This window comes from Blautia sp. MCC269 (genome assembly GCF_018785655.1).
Taxonomy (GTDB): Bacteria; Bacillota; Clostridia; order Lachnospirales; family Lachnospiraceae; genus Blautia_A.
Genome location: NZ_WQQE01000038.1, coordinates 186474 through 211179 on the forward strand (window position 1 = coordinate 186474; position 24706 = coordinate 211179).

Sequence of the window (24706 nt, forward strand, 5' to 3'; positions counted from 1 at the left end):
TCTCAGGCCAGATAAAACATCACCATCAGAGGCATGGTTATAATACTTACCAGCGTTGTCATTACATTGATGGTGCTGGCATAGACCGGATCCTGGTCGTAGAGCTGCGCCAGTTGAACAACCGTTGTTGCCGACGGTGTAATCACCGCCATCAGACTGATCAGAAGGATTGTTTTTCCATCTTTTACCAGCGACGCCACTGGCAGATATTTCAAAAGCAGAAGTATAATCAACGGAGTCACCACCATTTTCAGGATCGTGATCAGATAGATCCTTAAATGGCTGAAAATATCTTTCCAGTCTACCTCCGTCATGGTCATTCCAAGCATGATCATGCACACCGGTCCCAGAGTAGCCGAGATCTGGCTCATGGCGTTTCCAAGAATCACCGGCAGTCTGATCTGCGTAAAGAACAGAACAATGCCGAGAATAATGGCAATCAGATTGATGTTGCAGAGGATTTTTTTCCAGTTGACGCCTGCCTTTGACTCCATCAGGGACTGTCCATGAGTCCACATCAGGATCATCTGTACGCTTAAAAACGCACTGGCATAGATCACCCATTTTTCACCAAGGACTACTGTTACAAGTGGAATCACCAGATTTCCGGAATTGGAATAGATGATGGATTCTTTTTCCACCACGCTTAATTTCAGCGGTTTTCCGATGATCTGGATAAATACCAGAAGGAAAATATGGATCAGGATTGCTGCCGCCATTGCCAGAAGAAAACCATCCCGGATGCTTCTGGAATATTCAATCTGAAAAGCATTGATCATCACGCATGGCATGATGATGTAAATGCAGATGACCGAGAGCGTCTTGCTGCTTTTCGCATCGATCAGTCCACGTTTTACCACTCCAAACCCGCAGGCCATCATCAGAAAAAATACGATGATCTGCTGCAATAATTGTAAAGTTATCATTTTCTTTTCTCTCCCTCTGTACGCATCAGTTCTGCTCCAGCTCTTTCAGTGCCGTCTGAAGCTGTGTGTCTTCCTCATGTGTAAGTTCTGCCCAGTCTGTAATGTCTCCGGAAAGCTCTGCCTCCACATCCGGAGTGATTCCTTTTTTGTTGATGTCATTGCCCTTTGGTGTAAAATATTTCGCGATGGTAATCTTTACCGCACTGCCATCGGTAAGTGGCTGGATGGTCTGCACCACGCCTTTTCCATAAGTAGTTGTCCCTACGATGGTTCCAATCCCGTAGTCCTTCACTGCTCCCGCAAAAATCTCCGATGCACTGGCACTGTTTCCGTTTACCAGAACAGCCAGCGGTATATCCAGTTCATTTTTTCCGTCGCAGGTTTCCTCTTCCCGTTTTCCGTTTTTGTCCTCTGTATAAACGATCAGTCCTTCCGGAAGGATCTGGCGGAGTATATCACAAACTGTATTCAGAAGCCCTCCCGGATTATCACGGAGATCGACTACCAGTTTTTTCATTCCCTGACTTTTAAGATCTGCAAATGCTTTTTTATACTGATCACTGGTTACCTCGGAAAACTCGGAGATCCGGATATAACCGGTGTCTCCGGAAAGCATCTCATGGGAAACAGTCTTGATCTCCACATCCCGGATCTCCACTTTGATATCCTGGGTTTTCTCTTCATTTTCTCTCTGTATGGTCAGTGTTACAGAATCTTTCTCGCTGTCACGAACCATGGAAGCAATATCGGAAGTTTCTTTTTCTGTGACATCCGTCCCATCTATTGCTTTGATCACGTCTCCGGTTTTCAACCCTGCCTGTTCTCCCGGTCCGCCTTCATAAAGCTGTACCACTTTTGCCCCTCCGTCGTTATCTTTCTGAAGGACTGCCCCGATTCCCACATAGGAACCTTCGTTGGATGTATTCAGCTCTTTATACTGTTCTGCCGTATAATAAGTGGAGTATGGATCCTGCAGTCCACTGAGCAGACCTGCATAAAGTCCTTCTCTCAGACTGCTTTCATCCTTTTCATCCAGATATTCTTCATCGATCAGCTCTTCCAGGTAATTCAGCTTCTGGACTGTCTTCATATCTGACAGCGCATTTCCTTTGGGAAACAGAACTTTCTGGTAGCTGACAAACCCGGCTCCTGTCACAACAAGCGTGGCTGCCACTCCGATGGCTACGCCTTTTTTGAACTCTTTATTTTTCATATCTTTCCTCTTTCTTTATATACCGAAAACGGCTGCCGGTTTTCCGACAGCCGCTGCTATAAATTATTTTCTTATACTCTGAGATGTTTTCTTGTTGTGAAGAAGCTTCCCAGAAGACCGATTCCAACACCAAGACCAAGACCCATGGGGATCAGTCCTTCATAGATCTGCCAGATCGGAATAAAATCCACAATACCGGTGAGCACATTGAATTTCATCAGGATAAACTCAACTGCAGAATTATACAGGAAGAACAGTCCAACCAGCGGAATGGCTGCGCCGATCACACCCAGAATAATTCCTTCCAGAAGGAATGGAAGACGTACAAATGCATCGGTAGCTCCTATATATTTCATAATACCAATCTCTTCCTTACGGACCGAAATACCCATCGATACAGTATTGCTGATCAGGAATACAGAAATGATCAAAAGGATTGCAATGACGGCAATGGATACATAAGAAACCAGTTTGTTAATAGATCCCAGTGTCTTAGAAGCCTGCTCAGACTGATTTACCTTGCGGACATGATCCAGACTCTGGATATAATTTACCAGCTCTGTCTGCTTGGTGATATCGTTAAGATATACCTGATAGTTGGAAGAATTGGCAAGAGGATTATCATCCTTAAATCCATCTGCTGCATCTTCATCGCCAAAATATTTCTGTTTATAATCTTCCCACGCCTGGTCTGCAGACTGATAATCCATTCTGGCAACTTCCGGTCTGGCCTGAATGGCAGCGCCGACTGCCTGGATCTCTTCCTCTGTAGTTCCCTCATCAAAGAATACCGTAATTGGCACTTCTTCTTCTACTTTATGTGCTATGGAATTTACGTTGTTAACAATAGAATAGAAAATTCCTACCAGAAAGATGCATGCAGCCATTGTAATGATACATGCCAGGGAAAACATCCAGTTTCTTTTTATATTCTTAAATCCCTGCTTCAGGGTATACCAGATCGTACTAGGCCTCATGATATCCTCCCTCTTTCTCATCGCTGATGATCTTTCCATTGTGCATGGTGACTACTCGTTTACGCATGGCATTGACGATGTCTTTGTTATGGGTGACTACCAGAACGGTGGTTCCTCTGTCATTGATCTGCTCCATCAGAGCCATGATCTCCTCGGAAGTCTTCGGATCCAGGTTTCCGGTTGGCTCATCTGCCAGAAGGATGTCCGGGCGGTTTACCAGTGCTCTGGCAAGGGCAACTCTCTGCTGCTCACCACCGGAAAGTTCATCCGGATATGCCTTATATTTCCCTGCAAGACCTACTTCCTGGAGAACCTCCGGAACACGTTTACGGATCACGCGGGTCGGTCTTCCGATAACACGCTGTGCAAATGCTACGTTCTCATATACATTACGGTCTTTTAACAGGCGGAAATCCTGAAATACTACGCCAAGCTTTCTGCGATATTTGGCCACACGTCTGTGTTTCATCTTCTCCAGACGTTCTCCGCTGACTGTAATGGTTCCATTGGTAGAATCCAGCTCTTTCATCAGAAGCTTGATCAGTGTGGATTTACCGGAACCACTGCTTCCTACTACAAATACAAATTCCCCTTTATCAACATGTAAGTTCGCATGATTCACAGCCGGAAGACCCGGACCATAAGATTTGCTCACATCTACAAGATCGATCATATGTATCCTCCTCTATATTGCAAAAGCATAATTATCTTAACTTTTTTGTAACATTATTGTAATATATATCTCGCATAAATGCAAGAATAAATTTTTCAGGCTGTAACAGCCCTCTTCGAGTTATTTATTTTATAATAAAAATGCAAAAAATACAATAGAGCCCCAAGGGTTATCTGTGAAGTTCATGTGAAATCTTCAAATTATTATTGAAGGCACACGATATCCCGCTGCAAAAAAATCATACAAAAACTGCCGCCCATTCCGGTAAGGAACAGGCAGCAGTCAAAAAATCTGATCTGATGATATTAATATTCAAGCGTTTCCATGTACTTCATATAACGCACAACCATCAGTGCAATCTTAAATGTGATGGCATCCTCAAACACCCGAAGATCCAATCCGGTACTCTTCTGGAGTTTATCCAGGCGGTATACCAGTGTATTTCTGTGAATGTACAGCTGACGTGAAGTCTCGGATACATTCAGGCTATTCTCGAAGAATTTATCGATGGTGACAAGTGTCTCCTCATCGAAGTCGTCCGGAGATTTGTTATCAAAGATCTCACGGATAAACATCTTACACAGAGGAATAGGCAGCTGGTAGATCAGTCGTCCGATTCCCAGTGAGCTGTATGCGATCACTTCCTTGTCTCCAAAGAAGATCTTACCTACATCAAGCGCCATACGCGCTTCCTTATAGGAACGTGAAACTTCCTTCAGCTCATTGACGATGGTACCGTATGCCATATGGACATCCTCACCGTCTTTATTCAGGTCAAGAGTATCCAGAATGGTGTGAGCCAGCTTATCCATCTCCGGATAGCCCTCTCCTTCTTCCAGTTCCTTGACAATAATAATGCTCTTCTCATCAACTGCAGTGATAAAATCTCTGCTCTTTCCGCCAAAAAGGCTCTTCACGCTCTCCACGGAGCTGTGATCTTTCTCCTGGTTCAGTTCCAGGATCATGACTACACGACGGACATCTGCTTCAATATGAAGTTTCTTCGCTCTGTTGTAAATATCCACCAGAAGAAGATTATCAAGAAGAAGATTCTTGATAAAGCTGTCCTTGTCAAAACGCTCCTTGTACGCTACGATCAGATTCTGGATCTGGAAGGCTGCAAGTTTACCTACCATATAAGTATCCTCATCATCTCCATGGGCTACCAGGACGTATTCCAACTGATAATCATCACAGACCTTAAAGTACTGAAATCCCTTGACAAGCTGGCTGTCCGCCTGGGATTCTACAAAAGCCTGGATATCTGCCGGCTGGATTTCAAAATCAGAAAAGGTAGACGCCAGTACCTTACCGTCTGTGTCAATGACACAAAATTCCGTCCTTGATATTTCTTTAAGTCCCTCGAGCGTATTCTGTAACACCTGATTCGATATCATTCCGTTCAATCCCTTCTCACTTATGTGTATGCTTATCTTCTGTCTTTCCCTCTCTATCTATGGCTATTTTAATACAAAATCACCAAAAATAAAAGAGGAAAACTGAAAAAATTTACAAATTTTTGTTGAAATCCGCCTAATTTTTCTCTATAAAGCCTTCTCCGTGAACCTCTCTTGCATCGGAAACAATCACAAAAGCATCGGGATCAATATCATCCACCAGCTCTTTCAGCTTCACGATTTCCTTCTTATTTACCACACAGAAGATGATGGTTTTCTCCTGGCCGGAGTACATACCCTTGCCACAGATTCCGGTTGCCCCGCGGTCCAGGTCTTCCATAATGACTTTTGCCACCTCATCCGGCTTCTCCGTAATGATAAATGTCTGCTTGGAAAACTTCAGACCTTCGATCAGGCTGTCGGATACTTTTGTTACCAGATAAACTGCAATGATGGCATACAGAGCACGCTGGATGCCAAACACATACATACCCACAATTACAACAAGACCGTCAATAAACTGCATAATCTGTGCGATGGAATAATGACGCAGATATTTCTGGATCAGCGCTGCCATCATATCTGTTCCGCCTGTGGTTCCCTGTCCAAGGAAAACCATTCCGATACCGATTCCCTGGATCACACCACCATATACAGCAGCCAGAAGAAGATCATCTCCCGCGATATTCCACACCGGCTGAAGGGCAAGCCAGGTTGAAAGGGAGATTTCTCCGATCAGAGCTTTTTTTACAAAGGAAAATCCTCTGATCTTACATCCCAGAAGAAACAGCGGGATATTCAAGGTAATGTTGGTAAGCCACAGCGGGATACCCCCATCTACGATTCCTCCGGTCCATCGTTTCACAAGGATCGCAATACCGGAAAAACCACCGGTTACCAGCCCGGAAGCATCAAACACGGAATTGATGGCAAGTGCCATCAGTCCGGTTCCAACTATGATCAGAAGATAATCCAGATACCATTTCTTTTTTGCCGCAAGACTCATAAAGTGCTCCTTTCATTTATCATATGACAACTGCATCAGTTTCCCGTACTGACGTGTCATAAAAAGAACGGGACCGTACACTATTTTGCGTCCGTTCCCGTTCTCTTTTGCTATTTGTCTGTCTTCTTATTTATAAAATGAACAAACTCATAGCTTTCCATTATCTGAAAGTATTTTACGATTCTCGGATAAAGCGGTTCTGCCTTATCCCCGAAATGTTCTTTCACCAGCAGGGCAAGATCCTGCACGGTTTTTGTTCCATCGATCTCAGGCCAGATAAAAGTTCCCATTTCATCAAGGTGAACCTTGGAAAACCTTGGCTTGCCAAAAACCTTCTGCGCGATAGTATTGAACATACCTTTATTCTCTATCTCAAGAATGATCCGCTGCTTCAGGTCCCGGTGCCACCGGATCGACTGGTTTGTTTCCGGGATCAGATCAAGATAGTTGATATCCTGTTTCTTATCCTTTTTGTTTTTTCTCATCAGGCTTTCTTCTTTCTCCAGATAGAGAATTTAAGCAGTGACAGGATCATGATGATCATCAGTACAACACCGCCGATATTTCCGAAGTTTACAATACCAGACATATCAAGGCTGATACCGAATACTGCAAATACTGCAAGAAGAATACCAACAAGACCCTCGCCGGCGATCATACCTGCACAATACAGGGTACCATCTGTGGACTGAGCTGTCTTTGTCTTCTCGTCAACACCTTTTCTGCGGTCAAGTAATCCACGTACAACACCACCGATCATGATGGTAGCGTTCAGGTAGATTGGAAGGTAAAGACCGATTGCGAAAGGCATTACCGGAATACGAAGGATCTCAAGGCAGATTGCAAGGAATACACCGATGAATACAAGGCCCCATGGAAGGTTTCCACCCATGATTCCCTCAACGATCATCTTCATAAGCTGAGCCTGCGGAGCAGGGATCTCGGCTGTACCATATCCCCATGCTGCATTCAGAAGATACAGAACACCACCGATAGCAAGACCGGAAACAACAACACCAAGCATCTCACCCATCTGCTGTTTCTTAGGTGTGGCACCAAGAAGGTATCCTGTCTTAAGGTCCTGAGAAGTATCACCAGCGATGGCTGCGATGATACAGATAACAGAACCAACAGCGATCGCTGCTGTCATTCCGTCGATGCCTGTTTTACCGGAGCTCTTGATTGCAAATGTAGCGATCAGAAGAGTAGCGATAGCCATACCGGAAACCGGGTTGTTGGAACTTCCTACAAGACCTACCATACGGGAGGATACAGTTGCAAAGAAGAATCCAAAGATTACGATGATAAATGCACCAAGAAGAGTTACCGGGATAGCCGGAACGATCCAGATGATAAATACCATTGCAAAAACGCCAAGAAGGATGAACTGCATCGGAAGATCCTGTGCGGTTCTCGCTGTGCTTGTGCTCTTGCTTCCTTTCATGCTCTTCATGGAGTCACGGAAGGTTGTAACGATCAGCGGCAGGGATTTGATCAGGGAAATGATACCACCGGTTGCGATGGCACCTGCGCCGATGTATTTAACGTAAGTAGACCAGATTGCTGCTGCTCCGCCGTTTGCGTAAAGCTGTGCAATGGTTGTTCCCTCTGCTGCAGGGTACATCCATGTGTCAGGTCCGAACAGGCAGATCATCGGAATGATAACCATCCAGCCCATAAGGGAACCAACGAACATGTAAGATGCGATCTTCGGTCCTACGATGTAACCAACACCGAGAAGTGCCGGATAAACTTCCATACCGATCTCACCCTTGAAGGATTTGAATGCTGCTGCAACGTCTGCCGGAAGCAGTTTCAGTCCATCAACAACGAATTTGAAGATGGCTGCAAGTCCCATACCGGAGAATACTGTGGAAGCGTTTGCTCCACCTTCCTCACCGGCAAGAAGAACATCTGCGCAGGCAGTTCCTTCCGGATAGAGCAGAGTTGCGTGCTCTTTAACAATGAGGGCATTACGAAGGGGTACCATGAAAAGTACACCAAGGATACCACCGCAAAGTGCGATCAGAGTGATCTCAACGATGCCTGGTTTGTCTGAAAGTCCTTCCTCTGCCCAGAGGAACAGTGCAGGCATGGTAAAAATAGCACCTGCTGCAAGAGACTCACCGGCTGAACCGATAGTCTGGACCATATTGCTCTCCAGGATGGAGTTTCTGCGAAGAAGTACGCGGATAACACCCATGGAGATAACTGCCGCCGGAATGGAGGCAGATACTGTCATACCAACACGAAGGCCAAGATAAGCATTGGCTGCGCCGAAGATGACAGCAAGGATACATCCCATGATCACAGATGTAACTGTGAGCTCCGGAGTAACTTTCTCCGCCGGAATGTAAGGTTTGAACTCTGTGTTTTCGTTCATATTTCCTCTCCCTTTATCTAGTAAATTAGTAACGTTATCTAGTATAACAAATTTCGCTTATTTTTGCAAGGAATTATCTCTGTAATATTATGTATTATTTACAATTTTATGGATAATTATAAGCAAAAAATTAGTCACTATGCAGCTTTTATGCTAACATAGTGACTGTATTCTTGTTAATTGAATATTATACATTCCGAAAAAAATGTCGTTTTTTTTCAGTTATCTGCTTCCAGCTGTTTTGTCAGATATCGTCCTACGATCTTGGAGAAATTTCCGATATCCCGGATATAGGCAAAATCCTTTCCAAAGATCTTCTTTTCCGCTGCAAGATCCTTCTCTTCTCCCGCAAATACTCCCAGAACACTGACCCCCTGGCTGCGGAGGCGGCGCACTTCTGTTGCAGTGTCTGCGATGGCATATTTTCCCTGATAAGGTGCCGGATTTTTTGCATTGGGACGGTTTATGATCACATCGTAGGGCCGTCCGTCACTTAAGATGATCAGGATCTTTTTTTCCTCTTCTCTCTGTAAAAGACCGTATCCCACCGCTTTTATGGCAAGCCCGTCACGGTTGTTAGATGAAGTCACATAATTGAAAATATCATCATCTGCCGAGACCGGATCATCATACTCCCGGAACCTGTGCAGGATGGTATGATCCCAGAATGTACAGTAACTCATAACTCGGTGGGGGATGTCCACATTACTTAAGGCAGAACTGATCATATAGGCCTGCAACGCCACATCTCCCTGTCGGCTCATCTGGGAACCGCTGGCATCGATCAGCACATCTACCACAAAATCTGTATTATCCCCACGGAGGATCCGTTTAAAAAGATTCGCCTCGCTGCTTCTTCCTACCCGCCACAGCCTGGATGGAACGATGGTTCCCCGGTCTGAGAGGACTTCCTGGTTTTCACTTCGGATCACCAGTGCTTTTTTCAGAAGTTCCGTCAGCATGGAAATATTCCGTTTCGCAATCCTGTGCTTGTCATGATAGACCCATATGTTCTTATTGCGGAGACGTTTGGCATACTGGTACTGGTAATTGTCCCGGACCGGATTTTTCAGGATCCCTTCGGTAAAATATAACGTACAGTCCCCGTGAATCCCCCGGCACATCAGATAATTCATTCTTTTTTCTTCTGCCGGTGAAAGATAACTTCTTCCAAAGTTCAGTTCCACATAGGTGTGGGCTTTCTTAAGTGCCTCCTCGGAAACCACTGTGATCTTGTTTTTTACCTTGCGCTTTTCCTCCATATCTTCAGTAAGGGAAGAATCCTCAAGATCTGTCATCCGGTCCGTAATCTTTTCCACATAGTTTTCCAGGGCATCCTCATACATCTCTTCGTTGAGATAGTCTTCCCAGCCGAATTCCGTCAGTTCCTCAAGCGTCACTGCCATTACCCGATCCAGAGAACCGTTTTTCTTCTCAAAATCCGGATCGATCACTGTATTATAAAGCCTGTCAATGATCCGGATCAGTTCCATGGTATCTCCGGTTTCTGCACAGGCATAGATCTGATCCCGGAATGCGGAAAGTTTTTTCTCCACAGGTTGCACACTTCCTGCAAGAACGTCACGGAATACCGCGACTTTCAGCCGATCCAGCAGTTTATCATAGGAAGGCAGGGTTTCATATTCCTGATCCAGGATATCTTCCAGCGCTTTTTTCCGCATACGGCGCACGCCCGGGCGTTCCTCGCAGATCCGCGTTCCCACTGCTGCCTCGATGCAAAGCTGTGTCAGCCCGGTAAGTTCCGCCTCCGACGCATCCAGATAGATCTTTTTCACAAGGTAAAGGCCAAGAAGGTTTTTGTCAAAATATCTGGCAAAAGCGCCCTGTTTGATCCCGTCGTAAAGTGCGATCTCTTTGGAGCGGAGAAACAGGGATACATCCGGCTTTACTTCCAGGGTGTAATCTCCACTGACCGTCCAGAGAAGATTCCGGATGCGGTTTTCCAGATCCAGTTTGTAATCTTCAATGGAAAGTTCTTCTGTCAGATCTTTACGCATAGACATCGTCCTTTGTCCACTCTTCCGGGATCCTTGTACGGACTACATCGTCCACGATCTCTTTTTCAAAAATATCGAAGGTTTTGTTCACCACTCCCATCTGCACTGCAGCCAGGGGAGAAAGTCCCGCGCGGACGATTTTCATGGCAGCCAGAAGGCCGCGGAGATCCAGGGATTTTGTGGAAATCTCACTGTTTACAGATTTTTTCTGAAGGTCCATAAAAACGCCGATAAACTGTTCCACTGCTTTTTCTTTTGCTTCCGGGAACATTTTGTTAAAAATGAACCCTAAAGTTTCCTCTGTCTGGGCCGGCATATCGATCACCAGAAAACGGGAAACAAGGGCTTCGTTCAGCTCTTTTGTTCCTGCATATCCATAATTCATGGTTCCGATAAAACGTGCCGCCGGATGGAGATCGATCCTGTCATATCCGGGAACATCAATGGAACGGCGGTAGTCCAGCGTTGCGTGAAGGACTGAGACCGCATCGTTCTTTGCCATGTTGATCTCATCCAGGATACCGAAACCACCGTACTCGGCACACTGGTAGATACTGCCCTTCCGGAGGCAGACTTCATTGTTTACAAAGGTATCCGTTCCGATCAGATCCCCGCTGTTTGTGTTGACATGGAAAGATACGTTATAGATCGGGCGGCCAAACGCATAGGCCAGATTTTCGGCCAGGATATTTTTTCCGGTGGCTTTCGGACCTGCAAGGAGGAGATTTTCCCCCTCCAGAAGACCTGCGATGGCCATTTCCAGGATCTCTTTTCCATAGAACGGAATGGACGGTCTGGTAACTCTTCCCTGTACTGCCTCATCCACGCCATAGTTTTTCCGGAATTCCGCGACACCGTGGATCAGGTCTTCGGAAACGTTCTGTTCTTTTAAAAATTCTAATTCTTTCATATATATATTTACTCCTGAATCTGATTCAAGCGGATAAAAGCCTTACAGCTTCTCTCTCCGCCAGGTAAAAAACGGGACAGATCTTACATCCGTCCCGTCATTTGCTTTCAAAGATGCCTCTGCATTCAGGGAACATCTCTTATTTCTTATATTTTATTCAGCCGATCATACCTCAAAGATCAGATCGCCGTAAGATGGCATCGGCCACATATCTTTGTCCACAATCATCTCAAGCTCATCTACCGGTTTTCTTAATGCTTTCATTGCCGGTACAACGCTCTCTCTGAAGAATACGGCACGGTCACGTCCCTCTTCATGAGCTTCCGCCTCTGCGATCAGTCTGGAAAGTTTGTCCATGGCTGCCTTGGTCTCTGCGAGAAGCGTGGAAGATTTTTCCAGAAGGCTTGTCTGCACACTGACATCAAGCGCTGCACTTACTGCTTTTACAGAATTGATGGACTCTGCAAGAACGGTTGTGTAACGGATGACTGCAGGGATGATCTGCTTGGTTGCAATATCCACCATGGCCTTGGCCTCGATGTTGATGGCTTTTGCATAACCTTCGTACTGAATCTCTGCTCTGGACTCAAGCTCTGCTCTTGTGAATACATTGAAGGATTCAAACAGCTTCACTGCCTTGTCTGTAGTCAGTGCAGGAATAGCATCTACCATGGACGGAAGGATCGGAAGTCCACGTCTCTTTGCCTCAGCCTCCCACTCCGGTGCATATCCGTTTCCGTTGAATACAATACGCTGATGCTCCGTTGCGTACTCTTTGATCAGGTCATGTACTGCGGTGTCAAAATCTTCTGCTGCTTCCAGACGGTCGCATGCCTCGCGGAATACTTCTGCCGCAATGGTGTTCAGTACAACGTTGCACTCGGAAATAGAATCACGGGAACCTACCATACGGAACTCGAATTTGTTTCCTGTGAATGCAAACGGTGAGGTTCTGTTTCGGTCTGTTGCATCTTTCATGAAATCCGGAAGTGTCTTAACACCGGTATCCAGGATCTCGCCGGTCTTGCTGTGTGTGGCAGTACCTGTGCTGATCAGCTGCTCCAGCACGTCCTGAAGCTGCTCGCCAAGGAATACGGAAATAACTGCAGGTGGTGCCTCATTTCCGCCAAGACGCTCGTCGTTTCCAACGTCTGCCGCTGATTCTCTTAAAAGATCTGCATGTTCATCAACCGCTTTCAGGATACAGGTCAGTACAAGAAGGAACTGGATATTCTCATGAGGAGTTTTACCTGGCTCAAGAAGGTTGATTCCGTCATCGGTTGTCAGGGACCAGTTGTTGTGTTTACCGGAACCGTTCACTCCTGCGAAAGGTTTCTCATGAAGCAGGCAGCGCATACCGTGGCGGCTGGCAACTTTTTTAAGGATACGCATCATGATCTGGTTGTGGTCTGCAGCGATATTTACCGGTGCGTAGATCGGAGCCAGCTCATGCTGTGCAGGTGCAACCTCGTTATGCTGTGTCTTGGCTGTTACGCCCAGTTTCCAGCACTCCTCGTTGACTTCTTTCATGTATGCGGAGATTCTCTGACGGATGGTTCCGAAATAATGGTCATCCATCTCCTGTCCTTTCGGAGGCATGGCACCGAAAAGTGTTCTTCCTGTGTAGATCAGGTCTTTTCTCTGGAGCCATTTCTGTTTGTCAACCAGGAAATATTCCTGTTCAGCTCCAACGGAAGGAGTTACTTTTTTGGAAGTTGTATTTCCGAAAAGGCGTAGAAGACGAAGTGCCTGTGTGTTGATCGCTTCCATGGAACGAAGAAGCGGTGTTTTCTGGTCAAGTGCCTCTCCTGTATAGGAACAGAATGCGGTAGGGATGCATAAGATTCCGCCTGCTGCATCATGACGCACAAAAGCCGGTGAGGTACAATCCCATGTTGTATAACCTCTTGCCTCAAATGTTGCACGAAGTCCTCCGGACGGGAATGAAGATGCATCCGGCTCACCTTTAATGAGTTCCTTGCCGGAAAAGCTTAAGAGTACCTTGCCGTCCTCTCTTGGCGCTGTGACAAATGCGTCATGCTTCTCGGCAGTAACGCCTGTCAGCGGCTGAAACCAGTGACAATAATGAGTGGCACCCTTCTCGATGGCCCATTCCTTCATCTCATGTGCAACCACATCAGCGATCTCCATGGACAGCTCCTTGCCCTCTTCTATTGTCTTTTTCAGTTCGCGGTATACCTTCTTCGGCAGACGGTCCTGCATAACAGAATCGTTAAATACATCGCAGCCAAAGATTTCCTTTACGTTGATATAATCTCCCATTTCTTCCTCCTTTTCGTTCCTGTATATCCAGTCTTTCTTATGAGGAAAGACGTTTTCACCTCTGTATGATCACCTTGTCCTCGGATGCCCGGATCATTCTTCGCTGTTCTGGGTGATCTCCTTGAGCTCCTGCATTTTCTGGTTCAGCCGGCTTTTTTTCTGTTTCTTACTGCTGGTGAGATAAAGGTTCATGGCCTCATGAAGATTATCGATCTCCACACGGGTCTGGTCTCCTCCGAATTCTCCGTCCAGCGTCCACGGAACAGCCTCCTCCGACTCAATCACAACATGTGCGGATTTGAAAGAATAGATCAGATCTGTGTTATCCTCTGCAGTGAGAAGTGCAGTCATGATCTCCTGAAGTTCCAGCGGATTCTTCGGATTGGTGATCAGTGTCACCTCAAACAGTCCGTCATTCATATCCACATTTTTTCCGGTGAGGTTCTTAAAACCGCCTACAGATCTGGAATTACTGATCATACCGTAGATAAAATCATTCTCTACGGTCAGCTCATCGGAAGTTACTTTCAGATGATAGGATTTCACCTCAAAAAGCTGCTTCATCCCTTCCAGCACATAGGCAACATGTCCCAGGATATTCTTCAGATCCTGGTCTGTCTCATAGGAAACATTGGTAAACAGTCCAAACGCAGCCACATAGGCAAATGTCTGATTGTTAAATTTACCGATGTCGCAGTGGTAGATCTGCTCTTCCATGATCATGGACGCAGCTGCTGTCATACTCTTCGGCATAAACAGACTGTTGGCAAAATCATTGGTGCTTCCTGCAGGAATGTAGCCGATGGGTGTCCGGCTGCCCACTTCCACGATTCCGGTAACCACTTCATCCAGTGTACCATCACCACCACTGCAGGCGATCAGATCCACCTGATCCGCATATTCCTTCACCTGTTCATAAGCATCCTTCGGTCCCTGTGTGGCACGGATGATCACTTCGTACCCACCTTTGTTAAAGATATCCACAATGTCCAGCAGATGCGTCTTGATTCTTCCTTTTCCTGCTTTGGGGTTGAAAACAAAAAGCATTCTTTTTTTCATTATCCAATCCTCATTTCCCGAAATGATTCGTTATGTCTATTCTTTTACTATGATAAAAAAAACGATGTAAAATGTCAATCTTAAGTTTTTATATCTGGTCTTACCACAGACATTCGGAAATTTATAACAAAAAAAGTCCGAAAACCCAATAAAATTGAATCTTCAGACCTTTTGTTAAGTAGCGAGAGGGGGATTCGAACCCTCGACACCACGGGTATGAACCGTGTGCTCTAGCCAACTGAGCTATCTCGCCATATCTTTTTGTAACATGGGACCTATAGGGCTCGAACCTATGACCCTCTGCTTGTAAGGCAGATGCTCTCCCAGCTGAGCTAAGATCCCATAACAGTTGCTCGTCTTAAGAACTCTTCTGTTCCGCAACTCGCTTTGCTATTATATAATGGTTTCTGACTTGTGTCAACAGTTTTTTTCACTTTTTTTAAATTTTTTAAAAAATATATGTTTTTTTGTATTTTTACAGTGGCAGGGAGGTCTGAAATCCCCTGCCACTGCAAGCTTACGGATATTACTTGAAGTATTCTACACCAGATTCAAAAATCTTGATATCCTGCTCTCCATAGATATTTACAGCCACACCTGCGTCACGACGCTCGCTGTGCGCCATCTTTCCGAGAACACGTCCATCCGGGCTTGTGATACCTTCGATGTTCATATAAGAACCGTTTACATTGAACTCGCCCTCATAGCCTGTTTCATCTACCGGTACATACTCCGTTGCGATCTGTCCGTTTTCTTTGAGTTTCTTCAGCCACTCATCATTTGCAACGAAACGTCCCTCACCGTGGGAAGCCGGGTTGCAGTATACACCACCAAGCTGTGCTTTCTGAAGCCATGGAGACTTGTTGCTGACAACCTTGGTATATACCATCTTGGATACATGACGGCCGATGGTGTTGTAGGTCAGTGTCGGAGAATCCTCTTTCTGACCACAGATCTCGCCGTACGGTACCAGTCCCAGTTTGATCAGGGCCTGGAATCCATTGCAGATACCAAGTGCCAGACCATCGCGCTCATTGAGAAGCTTCATAACAGCTTCTTTGATCTTCTCGTTCTGGAATGCGGTTGCAAAGAATTTAGCAGATCCATCCGGCTCATCACCTGCTGAAAATCCGCCCGGGAACATGATCATCTGTGCCTGGCTGATAGCTTTCTCAAAGATTTCCACAGAATCATGGATATCTTCTGCTGTCAGGTTTTTGAATACTTTTACATCTACTTCAGCGCCTGCTCTCTCAAATGCACGGGTGCTGTCGTACTCGCAGTTTGTTCCAGGGAATACCGGAATGAATACGCGTGGTTTTGCCACTTTATGTTTGCATACATAGATGCTGTCTGCTTTGTAAAGGGAACCGTCATCTGCTTTGACATCCTCGGTTCCTGCTGCTGTCTTGAATACGTTCTCCAGAGTGCCCTCCCATGTGGAAAGTGCCTCTTTCAGAGTGATCTCAGTATCGCCGTAGGAGAATTTCGCATCGTCTGTAACCTCACCGATCACTGTGTAAGTGATAGCAAGCTCGCCGACTTTTCCATCCGGAACTTCGCAGATGATATCTCCGAATGCCGGGGCAAAGAAATCTCTTGGATCAAGGCTATGCTCGATCTTCACGCCCATACCGTTACCAAATGCCATCTTGCTGACTGCTGCGGCGATTCCGTGACGGTCAAGTGCATATGCGGAGATCACACGACCAGCCTGGATATCCTTATGTAATCTGTCATACTGCTCCATAAGAGCCGGATAATCTGGAAGGTCATAAGCATCCTTCGGTGCACGGAGCCATACTAGTTTGCTTCCTGCTTTTTTGAGCTCCGGTGTGATCACATCTTTTACTTTTGCAACATCCACTGCGAAAGATACCAGTGTCGGAGGAACATCAATGTCATTGAAGGTTCCGGACATACTGTCCTTACCGCCGATGGAAGGAAGGCCGAATCCGATCTGTGCCGCATAAGCGCCAAGCAGTGCGGAGAACGGCTGGCTCCATCTCTTCGGATCTTCGGTCATACGACGGAAGTATTCCTGGAATGTGAAGCGGATCTTCTTATAGTCACCACCGGTTGCAACGATCTTGGCAACAGATTCGGTTACTGCGTAAGATGCTCCATGATACGGGCTCCAGGAGGAAAGGTATGGATCGAAGCCATAGCTCATCATGGTAACTGTCTCTGTTTTTCCGTTCTGTACCGGAACTTTTGCAACCATGGACTGTGTCTCTGTCAGCTGATATTTGCCACCGTGAGGCATAAATACGCTGCCTGCGCCGATGGAACCGTCAAACATCTCCACGAGACCTTTCTGTGAGCATACATTCAGGTCAGCGAGAGTATCCAGCCATTTTTTCTTTACATCTGTGACATCCGGACGTTTTTCGAAAAGGTTTCCGTCTTTGGACGGGATCTCAACCTCAACGGAAGTCTCCTGATGTGCACCGTTGGTATCCAGGAATGCACGGGAAATATTTACGATCTCTTTTCCTCTCCAGTTGAGGACAAGGCGTGGCTCCTTGGTTACAACTGCAACAGGAACTGCCTCAAGATTCTCTTCATTTGCGTATTTCAGGAAAGTATTCACATCTTTCGGGTCAACCACAACAGCCATACGCTCCTGAGACTCGGAGATGGCGATCTCCGTTCCATCAAGACCTGCGTATTTCTTCGGAACTTTGTCAAGGTCGATCTGAAGTCCCGGTGCCAGCTCACCGATGGCAACGGAAACACCGCCTGCACCGAAGTCATTACATTTCTTGATGATATGGCTGACTTCTTCCCTGCGGAACATTCTCTGGATCTTACGCTCTGTCGGTGCGTTACCTTTCTGCACCTCTGCGCCGCAGACCTCGATGGAAGCCTCTGTGTGGACCTTGGAAGAACCGGTAGCACCGCCGATACCGTCACGGCCGGTACGTCCTCCAAGAAGGATGATGATATCTCCCGGATCGGAATTCTCACGGATAACCGCACGTCTCGGGGCAGCACCCATAACCGCACCGATCTCCATACGTTTTGCAACGTAGTCCGGATGATAGATTTCTTTTACAGAACCGGTTGCAAGACCGATCTGGTTTCCGTAGGAGCTGTAGCCGTGAGCTGCGCTGCGGACAAGTTTCTTCTGCGGAAGTTTACCTTTCAGAGTTTCTTTTACGGATACGGTCGGATCAGCCGCACCGGTTACACGCATTGCCTGATATACATAGGTACGTCCGGAAAGCGGGTCACGGATGGCACCGCCAAGGCAGGTAGCCGCACCACCGAAAGGCTCGATCTCGGTCGGATGGTTGTGGGTCTCGTTCTTGAAGTTGATCAGCCACTCTTCTTCTTTTCCGTCCACATCCACCGGTACCACGATACTGCAGGCATTGATCTCATCGGACTCTTCCTGGTCTGCAAGTTTCCCTTCTGCTTTCAGTTTCTTCATTGCCATAAGAGCAAGATCCATCAGGCAGACAAATTTGTCATCACGGCCTTTGTACATGTTCTTATGGGCATCCAGATATTCTTCGTATGTTTTTTCGATTGGAGCCTTATAGTCGCCTTCATCAAACTTCACGCTGGTAAGCTCTGTGGAGAATGTGGTATGACGGCAGTGGTCAGACCAGTATGTATCCAGAACACGGATCTCTGTCATGGAAGGATCACGTTTCTCTTCCTTGTTAAAATAATTCTGGATGTGCTGGAAATCCTTGAATGTCATGGCAAGGTTCAGAGAATCGTACAGTTCTTTCAGATCAGCCTCAGCCATATCCTTGAATCCGTCAAAGATCTTCACATCCTCAGGATCCGGGAATACAGTTACCAGTGTCTCCGGTTTCTCAAGTCCTGTCTCACGAGAGTCTACCGGGTTGATGCAGTGATGTTTGATCGCCTCAAACTCTGCGTCTGTCACAGTTCCTTCAATTACATAAGTAGTTGCGGAGCGGATGATCGGTGCCGCATTCTCATCCAGGAACTGTACACACTGTACAGCGGAGTCTGCTCTCTGGTCAAACTGTCCAGGGAGGAATTCTACTGAAAATACACGTACGCCCTCTGCCACATCAAATTTCTCAAGATACAGATCATCTACCGGCGGCTCTGCAAATACGGTCTTGCAGGCTTTCTCAAATACTTCATCGGAGATATTCTCCACGTCATAACGGATCAGCTCACGGACTGCTGTCACAGTGCTGATGCCAAGATAATGTTTGATCTCATGTTTCAGTTCCTTTGCTTTTACTGCAAAGGCAGGTTTCTTTTCTACATACACACGTCTTACGTTGCTCATAGAAGGCTCCTTTCTCTATATCCGATAATAAGGATGGTAAACGTGCAGAAAGCATTTCTGTCTTTCTTTTCTGCTGAAAATATAGTATCATAGGAAATATCATTAGTAAAATTAATATATCTTATATCATTTATAAGCGGAGGATTTTTACATATGGATATCAATCTTGAACTCTACAAAGTATTTTATTACGTGGCCACAACCCTTAGCTTTTCGGAGGCTTCCAGACAGCTTTTTATTTCCCAGTCTGCAGTCAGCCAGGCGGTCAAAAACCTGGAGAAAAAGCTGGGCCACACCTTATTTGTGAGAAGCACCAAACGGGTGATCCTGACTCCTGAGGGGGAGCTTCTTCTCCAGCACGTAAAACCCGCCCTTTCCATGCTTAACGAAGGAGAGGCAGCCCTTTCCGGCGAAGGGAATCTTACCGGCCAGCTTCGGATCGGTGCCAGCGATACTCTGTGCCGTTATTTCCTCATTCCTTATCTCCGCCGGTTCCACAAGGACCACCCGGAAGTGCGGATCAAGATCATCAACAGCACTTCCATCGGATGTGCGGAGCTTCTGGAAAACGGCCAGGCAGAACTGATCGTCACCAACTACCCCAACTCCCGGCTTTCTTCCCACACCAAACTTCAGACTGTACTGGAATTCCGTGATATCTTCGTGGCAAACCCGGATTATTTTACCATGGGAAAAACGCCTCTTTCCCTGGAAAATCTTCTGGATTATCCCATCCTGATGCTTGCTGCGAAGAGCACCACCAGCGAATACCTTCATCAGGTATTTGCGGCCCAGGGACTGAAGCTGCTGCCTGAGGTGGAGCTGAACAGCAACGATCTTCTGATCGACCTTGCGGAAATCGGACTTGGCATTGCCTGTATCCCGGACTATATGCTCCGCAACCGCCCTGGCCTGGAACCGGTCCACCTGAAAACACCACTGCCTGCAAGAAGTGCCGTGATTGCTCATCATGAAGCGCTGCAGCTTTCCCAGGCTGCTCAGTGCTTCCTGAAATATTTTTCCCAGATTTAACCAAATAACTGCTTGACAAAAAGACCACCGGAATCTGCACGAAGGATATTCTCAATCCTTACTGCATCGGATTCCGATGGTCTTTTCTGTTATTGTCTTTTTATTTCTTACGCCTCATCTTTTGGCATTACATCTGCTGCCGCAGTGATATACTCGTTCTCGATCTTGCTGAACAGGCCGCTGTCTGCAAGCTCTGCAAGTTTCACATCGATCGGCATCTTGCCAAGTACCGGAACTTTAAGTTCTGCGGCGATCTCGTCGATATGGCTCTCACCAAAGACCTTGATCTCTTTTCCGCAGTCCGGACATTTCACGTAGCTGTAGTTCTCCACGATTCCAAGGACCGGAACCTTCATCATATCAGCCATGTTATAGGCCTTCTTGACGATCATGCGGACCAGATCCTGCGGGGAAGTAACGATCACAACACCGTCAATCGGCAGGGACTGGAATACAGTTAACGGAACATCTCCGGTTCCTGGCGGCATATCTACGAAGAGATAATCCAGCTCGCCCCAGATTACATCACTCCAGAACTGTTTTACCATATTTGCAAGGACCGGGCCTCTCCAGATTACCGGTGTCTCCTCATCCGGAAGCAGAAGGTTTACAGACATAACCTCAATTCCGTTTGCAGTTGGCATCGGATAGATTCCGTTGTCACTGCCCTGTGCATTACCCTTGATGCCATACATCTTCGGGATGGACGGACCTGTGATATCCGCATCCATAATGCCCACTTTATATCCCTTGGAAGCCATCAGATTGGCCAGGGAGCCTGTTACGAAGGATTTACCAACGCCACCCTTTCCGCTGACAACTCCGATCACATGTTTTACGTCAGAAAAAACATTTGGTTCTGCCATGAGGCTCTGGGGCTGTTTCTGGCCGCAGCCTTCACAGCTTGATTTGTTGCAGGATGAATTGCTGCACTCTTTTGCCATAATAGGTTCCTCTCATTCTTTGTATTTACACAGGCAGAACTGGCTCTCTGTCCGTGCATTTTCCTCATTCACGATTTGCTCATGAACTCCTTACCTTATTTCATAAATCTGTCGATCGCTTTTTCCAGTTCCTTGATAGCATCCCGGTCTCCATGCTCCACTGCATCCACGATACAGTGCTCTATATGATCCTGCAGGATGATCTTGCCTGTATTATTGATCGCAGATTTCACGGCTGACAGCTGGATCAGCACCTCGCTGCAGTCACGTCCGTCCTCCACCATGCGCTTGATGGATTCCATATGACCGATGGCCCTGGAAAGTCTGTTGAGCACAGCCTTGGTCTGTGCGTGGCTGTGATGATGAGGATGTGTGCCATTATGAGTATGCACATGTTCCTGCTCCCCATGGGTATGTTCAAGAACGGTTCCATCCTCGAGAACGTGCACATGCGTTTCGTTTTTATCACTCATGTGTAATTCCTCCTTCAGATTTCCGTGAAAGAACAGCGCTGCCGGATCATGGATGTCTGAATGTCAAAAATGATGGTTCCGTCTTCCAGTACTGTCTTCTCGTAGGAGACATCCTTTCCCTGAAATTTCTGTTTCACATACGCTTCCGGATCTGCGATCTCCACTTCTTCCACAAATACATCACGCATCTGATTTCTCGGGCATTTGTTAAAAATTTCCCAGATTACTTCGTACTCTTTCATCCGTGTCTGTTCCTTTCTTTGTCATCTTATCTATTATAATAATTTTATGTTTTTTTGTCAAAAATAATTGCACTCACGCAAATATTGTCGTATGATACATATTAAAAATATTACTGCTCTGTCCGTGAGCAGTAAACATACATTAATGTGATAAATCAAAGGAGATAAATTTCATGCAGCTTTTAAAAGACAGAATTCTGACAGACGGCGTAGTAAAAGAAGGAAATATTTTAAAAGTGGACAGCTTCCTGAATCATCAGATGGATATTGACCTGATCAATGAGATCGGTAAAGAATTCAAGAAACGTTTTGACCACTGTCCAATCACCAAGATCCTTACCATCGAGGCTTCCGGTATCGGTATTGCCTGCATTGCGGCACAGTATTTCCACGTACCGGTTGTATTTGCAAAGAAAGCACAGAGTGTAAACCTTGACGGTGAGATGTACACAACCAAGGTAGAATCTTTTACTCATAAAAAAGTTTACGATGTGATCCTTTCCAAGAAATTCCTCGGACCGGAAGATCACGTACTCCTGATTGATGATTTTCTTGCCAACGGCTGTGCACTTCTTGGCCTGATCGACATCGTCAAGAAATCCGGTGCAACTCTGGAAGGTGCCGGAATCGTTATCGAAAAAGGCTTCCAGTCCGGCGGACAGACCATCCGTGATATGGGTATCCATCTGGAATCCCTTGCCATCATTGATTCCATTGAAGGTGGCAAGCTTACTTTCCGCGAATAAGATTTATCATAAAAAATACTCCTGGAAACTTACGTATGTCGGTTTCCAGGAGTATTTTTATTTTGCCATATTTATTTTGTTTTATGCATCTGCACCTTTGGAAGCTTTCTCTGTAGGTGTCGGAGTTGCCGTTTCATCTGCTTCCGGTGTCGGAGTCACAGAAGCACCAGCCTCTTCTGACGGTGTCGGGGTGGTTTTGTCATCTTCTCCGTCAGCTTTCTCAGACGGTGTAGGAGTTACATCTTTATCCGGTTCTTCTGTTACCGTAACTTCCGGTGTTGCTGTCGGAATCGGTGTCGGAGTTGCTTCCGGTACGATCTCATTTTCATCATAATATCCGTCATCCACAAGCATCTGGTAATTATCCGCATCGATCAGCTGGATATCGCTTGTTACAGTTCCCACGATCTTGGTTCCGTTGTCATACTGCTCGTAATCAGAAATCTCTGGTTTCTCCCCTTTCAGAAAAGTGTCCACCATAGTCACACAGTCATTTGCCAGCACGCGGTTGTCAAAGAACAGACTGTCTGCAAGTTTTCCCTCAATCACAGCAGTTACTGCTTCTGCCTCACAGCCACAGCCAGTGATCATTGGCCATCCTTCTTCACCTGACACATGGCCAGCATCCTCCAGGGCATCAACGGCACCAAGAGCAAGGTCATCGGCACCTGTGCAGATAATGTCCGGTGTGCCTTCTGTATAATTCTGGGAAAGGATCTCTGCCATATCGTTCTTCGCGGTATTTCTTCCGGAACGCATCACTGCAGTATCATCAAGCGTCTGCTTTCCTGAAGTGCACACCAGTGTTCCGTCATCGAAATATTCCTGAAGTTTTTCCATCACGCCATTATAAAAGAACAGTGCATCACGGTCATCCGGAGAACCCATCAGGAACTCGATGGTCAGCGTGCGTTTTTCTTCTCTGGCTTTCTCCAGATCCATTTTTTTGATGATGGAATCTCCCACCATTTTTCCTGCTTTTCTCGTATCAAAAGTAACATAATAGTTGATCTTATCCGTATCCATGATCAGCTGATCATAGGAAATTACAGGAATGGATTTCTCATAGACCTGCTCCAGCACATCATTCAGACCGTAGGCATCTACCGGTGCAATCACAAGGGCAGATGTTTTTTCATCGTCCAGAATGGACTGGATCTGTGACACCTGTGTATCACTGTCCTCATCTGCAAAAAAGATCTCCGCATCATAGCCGTCTCCTTCCAGTGCAGTCTGAAGACTTTCTCCATCCAGGGCCCAGCGGGAATCATCCGCAGCTGAAGGCAGAAATACTCCTACTTTCTTATCGGCAGCTGCTGTTTCTTTTTCTTCCTCTTTTTCTTCTTCCTCTGCATCATCGCTGTTTTTGGCTTTTCCTTCCGGATCTTCGGACTCTACACTTTCATTGGCAGCCTCTGTTGCCTCTTTGTTTTTGCCGCAGCCGGAAAGAACTGCTGTAAGAGCCAAAGCTCCCACAAGCAGGATCGCTGTTTTTTTCTTCATGGTCAAATCCTCTCCTATAAGCCTTTATATTCCTTTGCCAGTGATTTCAGATAATCTCTGTATGCCAGTGCGGATTTCTTTGGTTTCAGGATGCGGACATCTCCGCCCATGCCTGTCAGCCAGCCGTAAAACTTGGAATTTTCCGGAAGCTGAACCGTTACCATCAGATCTCCGTTTTCCTTTATTTTATACTCTGCGTCTTCGCCAAAAAAATCACGGATTTCAGCCTGTGCAACGCCTGTACAGAGAAGGCGCATTTCTTTTTTTATGGTTCCCGCAGAATTCTTAAGAAGCGCCTGGTACCCACTTATATCAATGCTCTTTGTTTCTGCCTTTTCCTGAACTTTTTCCAGAGTGGAAACATTTGCATTTTCCGTCTGAACGGATGGCTGCTCTGCCCCCTGCTGTCCTGCCAGATAATAACCACCTGGCCGCTCCCTTGTATAGCGGATATCCATTCCAAACTCCCGCAGAACCTCCACATCATCATAAATGCTCTTTCTCTCCGCACGGATCCCATGTTCCATAAGATTTGCAAGAATCGTCTGCATGGATATTGCATGATGCTCCCCTGTCTCCCGCAGCATTTTTTCAAGATACAGGATCTTCGCTTTCTGATTGTTTGATTTTGCCATACTA

The 24706-nt window shown here is 46.3% G+C and carries 20 protein-coding genes and 2 tRNA genes; 2 read left to right on the forward strand and 20 right to left on the reverse strand.

The features are described 5' to 3' along the window. Positions 1-2: 2 nt before the first annotated feature. From GPK88_RS12295 to GPK88_RS12365, 15 genes are all read right to left on the reverse strand, one after another. On the reverse strand, positions 3-926 hold the full coding sequence (locus tag GPK88_RS12295; RefSeq protein ID WP_195567227.1) for an AEC family transporter: 924 nt from the start codon (positions 924-926) through the stop codon (positions 3-5). A 25-nt stretch (positions 927-951) separates the two neighbouring features. Further along, complete coding sequence (locus GPK88_RS12300) at positions 952-2139, reverse strand: S41 family peptidase (RefSeq protein ID WP_215707856.1); 1188 nt, start codon at positions 2137-2139, stop codon at positions 952-954. Positions 2140-2210: 71 nt separating this feature from the next. After that, positions 2211-3116 (reverse strand): permease-like cell division protein FtsX, encoded by a 906-nt coding sequence (gene ftsX, locus GPK88_RS12305; RefSeq protein ID WP_173763033.1) that lies wholly within the window; start codon positions 3114-3116, stop codon positions 2211-2213. Continuing rightward, a complete protein-coding gene (ftsE, locus tag GPK88_RS12310; protein WP_021976897.1) occupies positions 3106-3789 on the reverse strand; it encodes a cell division ATP-binding protein FtsE in 684 nt (227 codons plus the stop codon). Before ftsE ends, ftsX begins: the two co-directional genes overlap by 11 nt. Positions 3790-4094: 305 nt before the next feature. Beyond that, positions 4095-5186: a PucR family transcriptional regulator gene (locus GPK88_RS12315; RefSeq protein WP_118062117.1), complete on the reverse strand. Its 1092-nt coding sequence runs from the start codon at positions 5184-5186 to the stop codon at positions 4095-4097. Positions 5187-5322: 136 nt separating this feature from the next. Continuing rightward, positions 5323-6192, reverse strand: a complete 870-nt coding sequence (locus GPK88_RS12320) for a YitT family protein (RefSeq protein WP_173763034.1) — start codon at positions 6190-6192, stop codon at positions 5323-5325. A gap of 110 nt (positions 6193-6302) precedes the next feature. After that, a complete protein-coding gene (locus GPK88_RS12325; RefSeq protein WP_021976374.1) occupies positions 6303-6677 on the reverse strand; it encodes a PqqD family protein in 375 nt (124 codons plus the stop codon). Next, the gene (locus GPK88_RS12330) at positions 6677-8575 is read right to left on the reverse strand and encodes an OPT family oligopeptide transporter (protein ID WP_118062114.1); all 1899 of its coding nucleotides are present in this window, start codon (positions 8573-8575) and stop codon (positions 6677-6679) included. The genes GPK88_RS12325 and GPK88_RS12330 overlap by 1 nt, the downstream gene beginning before the upstream one ends. Before the next feature lie 218 nt (positions 8576-8793). Continuing rightward, complete coding sequence (locus GPK88_RS12335) at positions 8794-10593, reverse strand: vWA domain-containing protein (protein WP_173763035.1); 1800 nt, start codon at positions 10591-10593, stop codon at positions 8794-8796. Continuing rightward, a complete protein-coding gene (locus GPK88_RS12340; protein WP_173763036.1) occupies positions 10586-11503 on the reverse strand; it encodes an AAA family ATPase in 918 nt (305 codons plus the stop codon). Before GPK88_RS12340 ends, GPK88_RS12335 begins: the two co-directional genes overlap by 8 nt. Before the next feature lie 165 nt (positions 11504-11668). Beyond that, positions 11669-13786 (reverse strand): glutamine synthetase III family protein, encoded by a 2118-nt coding sequence (locus tag GPK88_RS12345; protein WP_173763037.1) that lies wholly within the window; start codon positions 13784-13786, stop codon positions 11669-11671. 93 nt (positions 13787-13879) lie between these two features. Then, positions 13880-14845 carry a diacylglycerol/lipid kinase family protein gene (locus GPK88_RS12350; RefSeq protein WP_118071073.1) on the reverse strand — a complete coding sequence of 322 codons (966 nt, stop codon included), beginning with the start codon at positions 14843-14845 and terminating at the stop codon, positions 13880-13882. A 179-nt stretch (positions 14846-15024) separates the two neighbouring features. Then, positions 15025-15098, reverse strand: a tRNA-Met gene (locus GPK88_RS12355). Between the two features lie 16 nt (positions 15099-15114). Then, positions 15115-15187, reverse strand: a tRNA-Val gene (locus GPK88_RS12360). A gap of 184 nt (positions 15188-15371) precedes the next feature. Continuing rightward, the gene (locus GPK88_RS12365; RefSeq protein ID WP_173762655.1) at positions 15372-19127 is read right to left on the reverse strand and encodes a phosphoribosylformylglycinamidine synthase; all 3756 of its coding nucleotides are present in this window, start codon (positions 19125-19127) and stop codon (positions 15372-15374) included. Positions 19128-19280: 153 nt separating this feature from the next. On the opposite strand from GPK88_RS12365, the gene GPK88_RS12370 reads away from it, so the two are divergent. Then, complete coding sequence (locus tag GPK88_RS12370) at positions 19281-20159, forward strand: LysR family transcriptional regulator (RefSeq protein ID WP_118071075.1); 879 nt, start codon at positions 19281-19283, stop codon at positions 20157-20159. Between the two features lie 107 nt (positions 20160-20266). Here GPK88_RS12370 and GPK88_RS12375 read toward each other — a convergent pair whose 3' ends face one another. The 3 genes from GPK88_RS12375 to GPK88_RS12385 all read right to left on the reverse strand — a co-directional run bounded on the left by GPK88_RS12375 (position 20267) and on the right by GPK88_RS12385 (position 21818). Further along, entirely contained in the window at positions 20267-21103 is an 837-nt protein-coding gene (locus GPK88_RS12375) for an Mrp/NBP35 family ATP-binding protein (RefSeq protein ID WP_021976075.1), read from the reverse strand. A gap of 95 nt (positions 21104-21198) precedes the next feature. After that, positions 21199-21576 (reverse strand): metal-sensing transcriptional repressor, encoded by a 378-nt coding sequence (locus tag GPK88_RS12380; protein WP_021976076.1) that lies wholly within the window; start codon positions 21574-21576, stop codon positions 21199-21201. Between the two features lie 14 nt (positions 21577-21590). Further along, on the reverse strand, positions 21591-21818 hold the full coding sequence (locus tag GPK88_RS12385; RefSeq protein WP_015526956.1) for a hypothetical protein: 228 nt from the start codon (positions 21816-21818) through the stop codon (positions 21591-21593). 173 nt (positions 21819-21991) lie between these two features. Between GPK88_RS12385 and GPK88_RS12390 the strand changes: the two genes are divergently transcribed. Then, positions 21992-22564: a xanthine phosphoribosyltransferase gene (locus tag GPK88_RS12390; protein WP_021976077.1), complete on the forward strand. Its 573-nt coding sequence runs from the start codon at positions 21992-21994 to the stop codon at positions 22562-22564. Between the two features lie 81 nt (positions 22565-22645). On the opposite strand, the gene GPK88_RS12395 is transcribed toward GPK88_RS12390, so the two are convergent. Both GPK88_RS12395 and GPK88_RS12400 read right to left on the reverse strand, forming a co-directional pair. Then, positions 22646-24067, reverse strand: coding sequence for a substrate-binding domain-containing protein (locus GPK88_RS12395; protein ID WP_215707857.1), 1422 nt, complete (start codon positions 24065-24067; stop codon positions 22646-22648). Between the two features lie 14 nt (positions 24068-24081). Next, positions 24082-24702, reverse strand: coding sequence for a WCX domain-containing protein (locus tag GPK88_RS12400; RefSeq protein WP_148447482.1), 621 nt, complete (start codon positions 24700-24702; stop codon positions 24082-24084). Between the last annotated feature and the right edge of the window lie 4 nt (positions 24703-24706).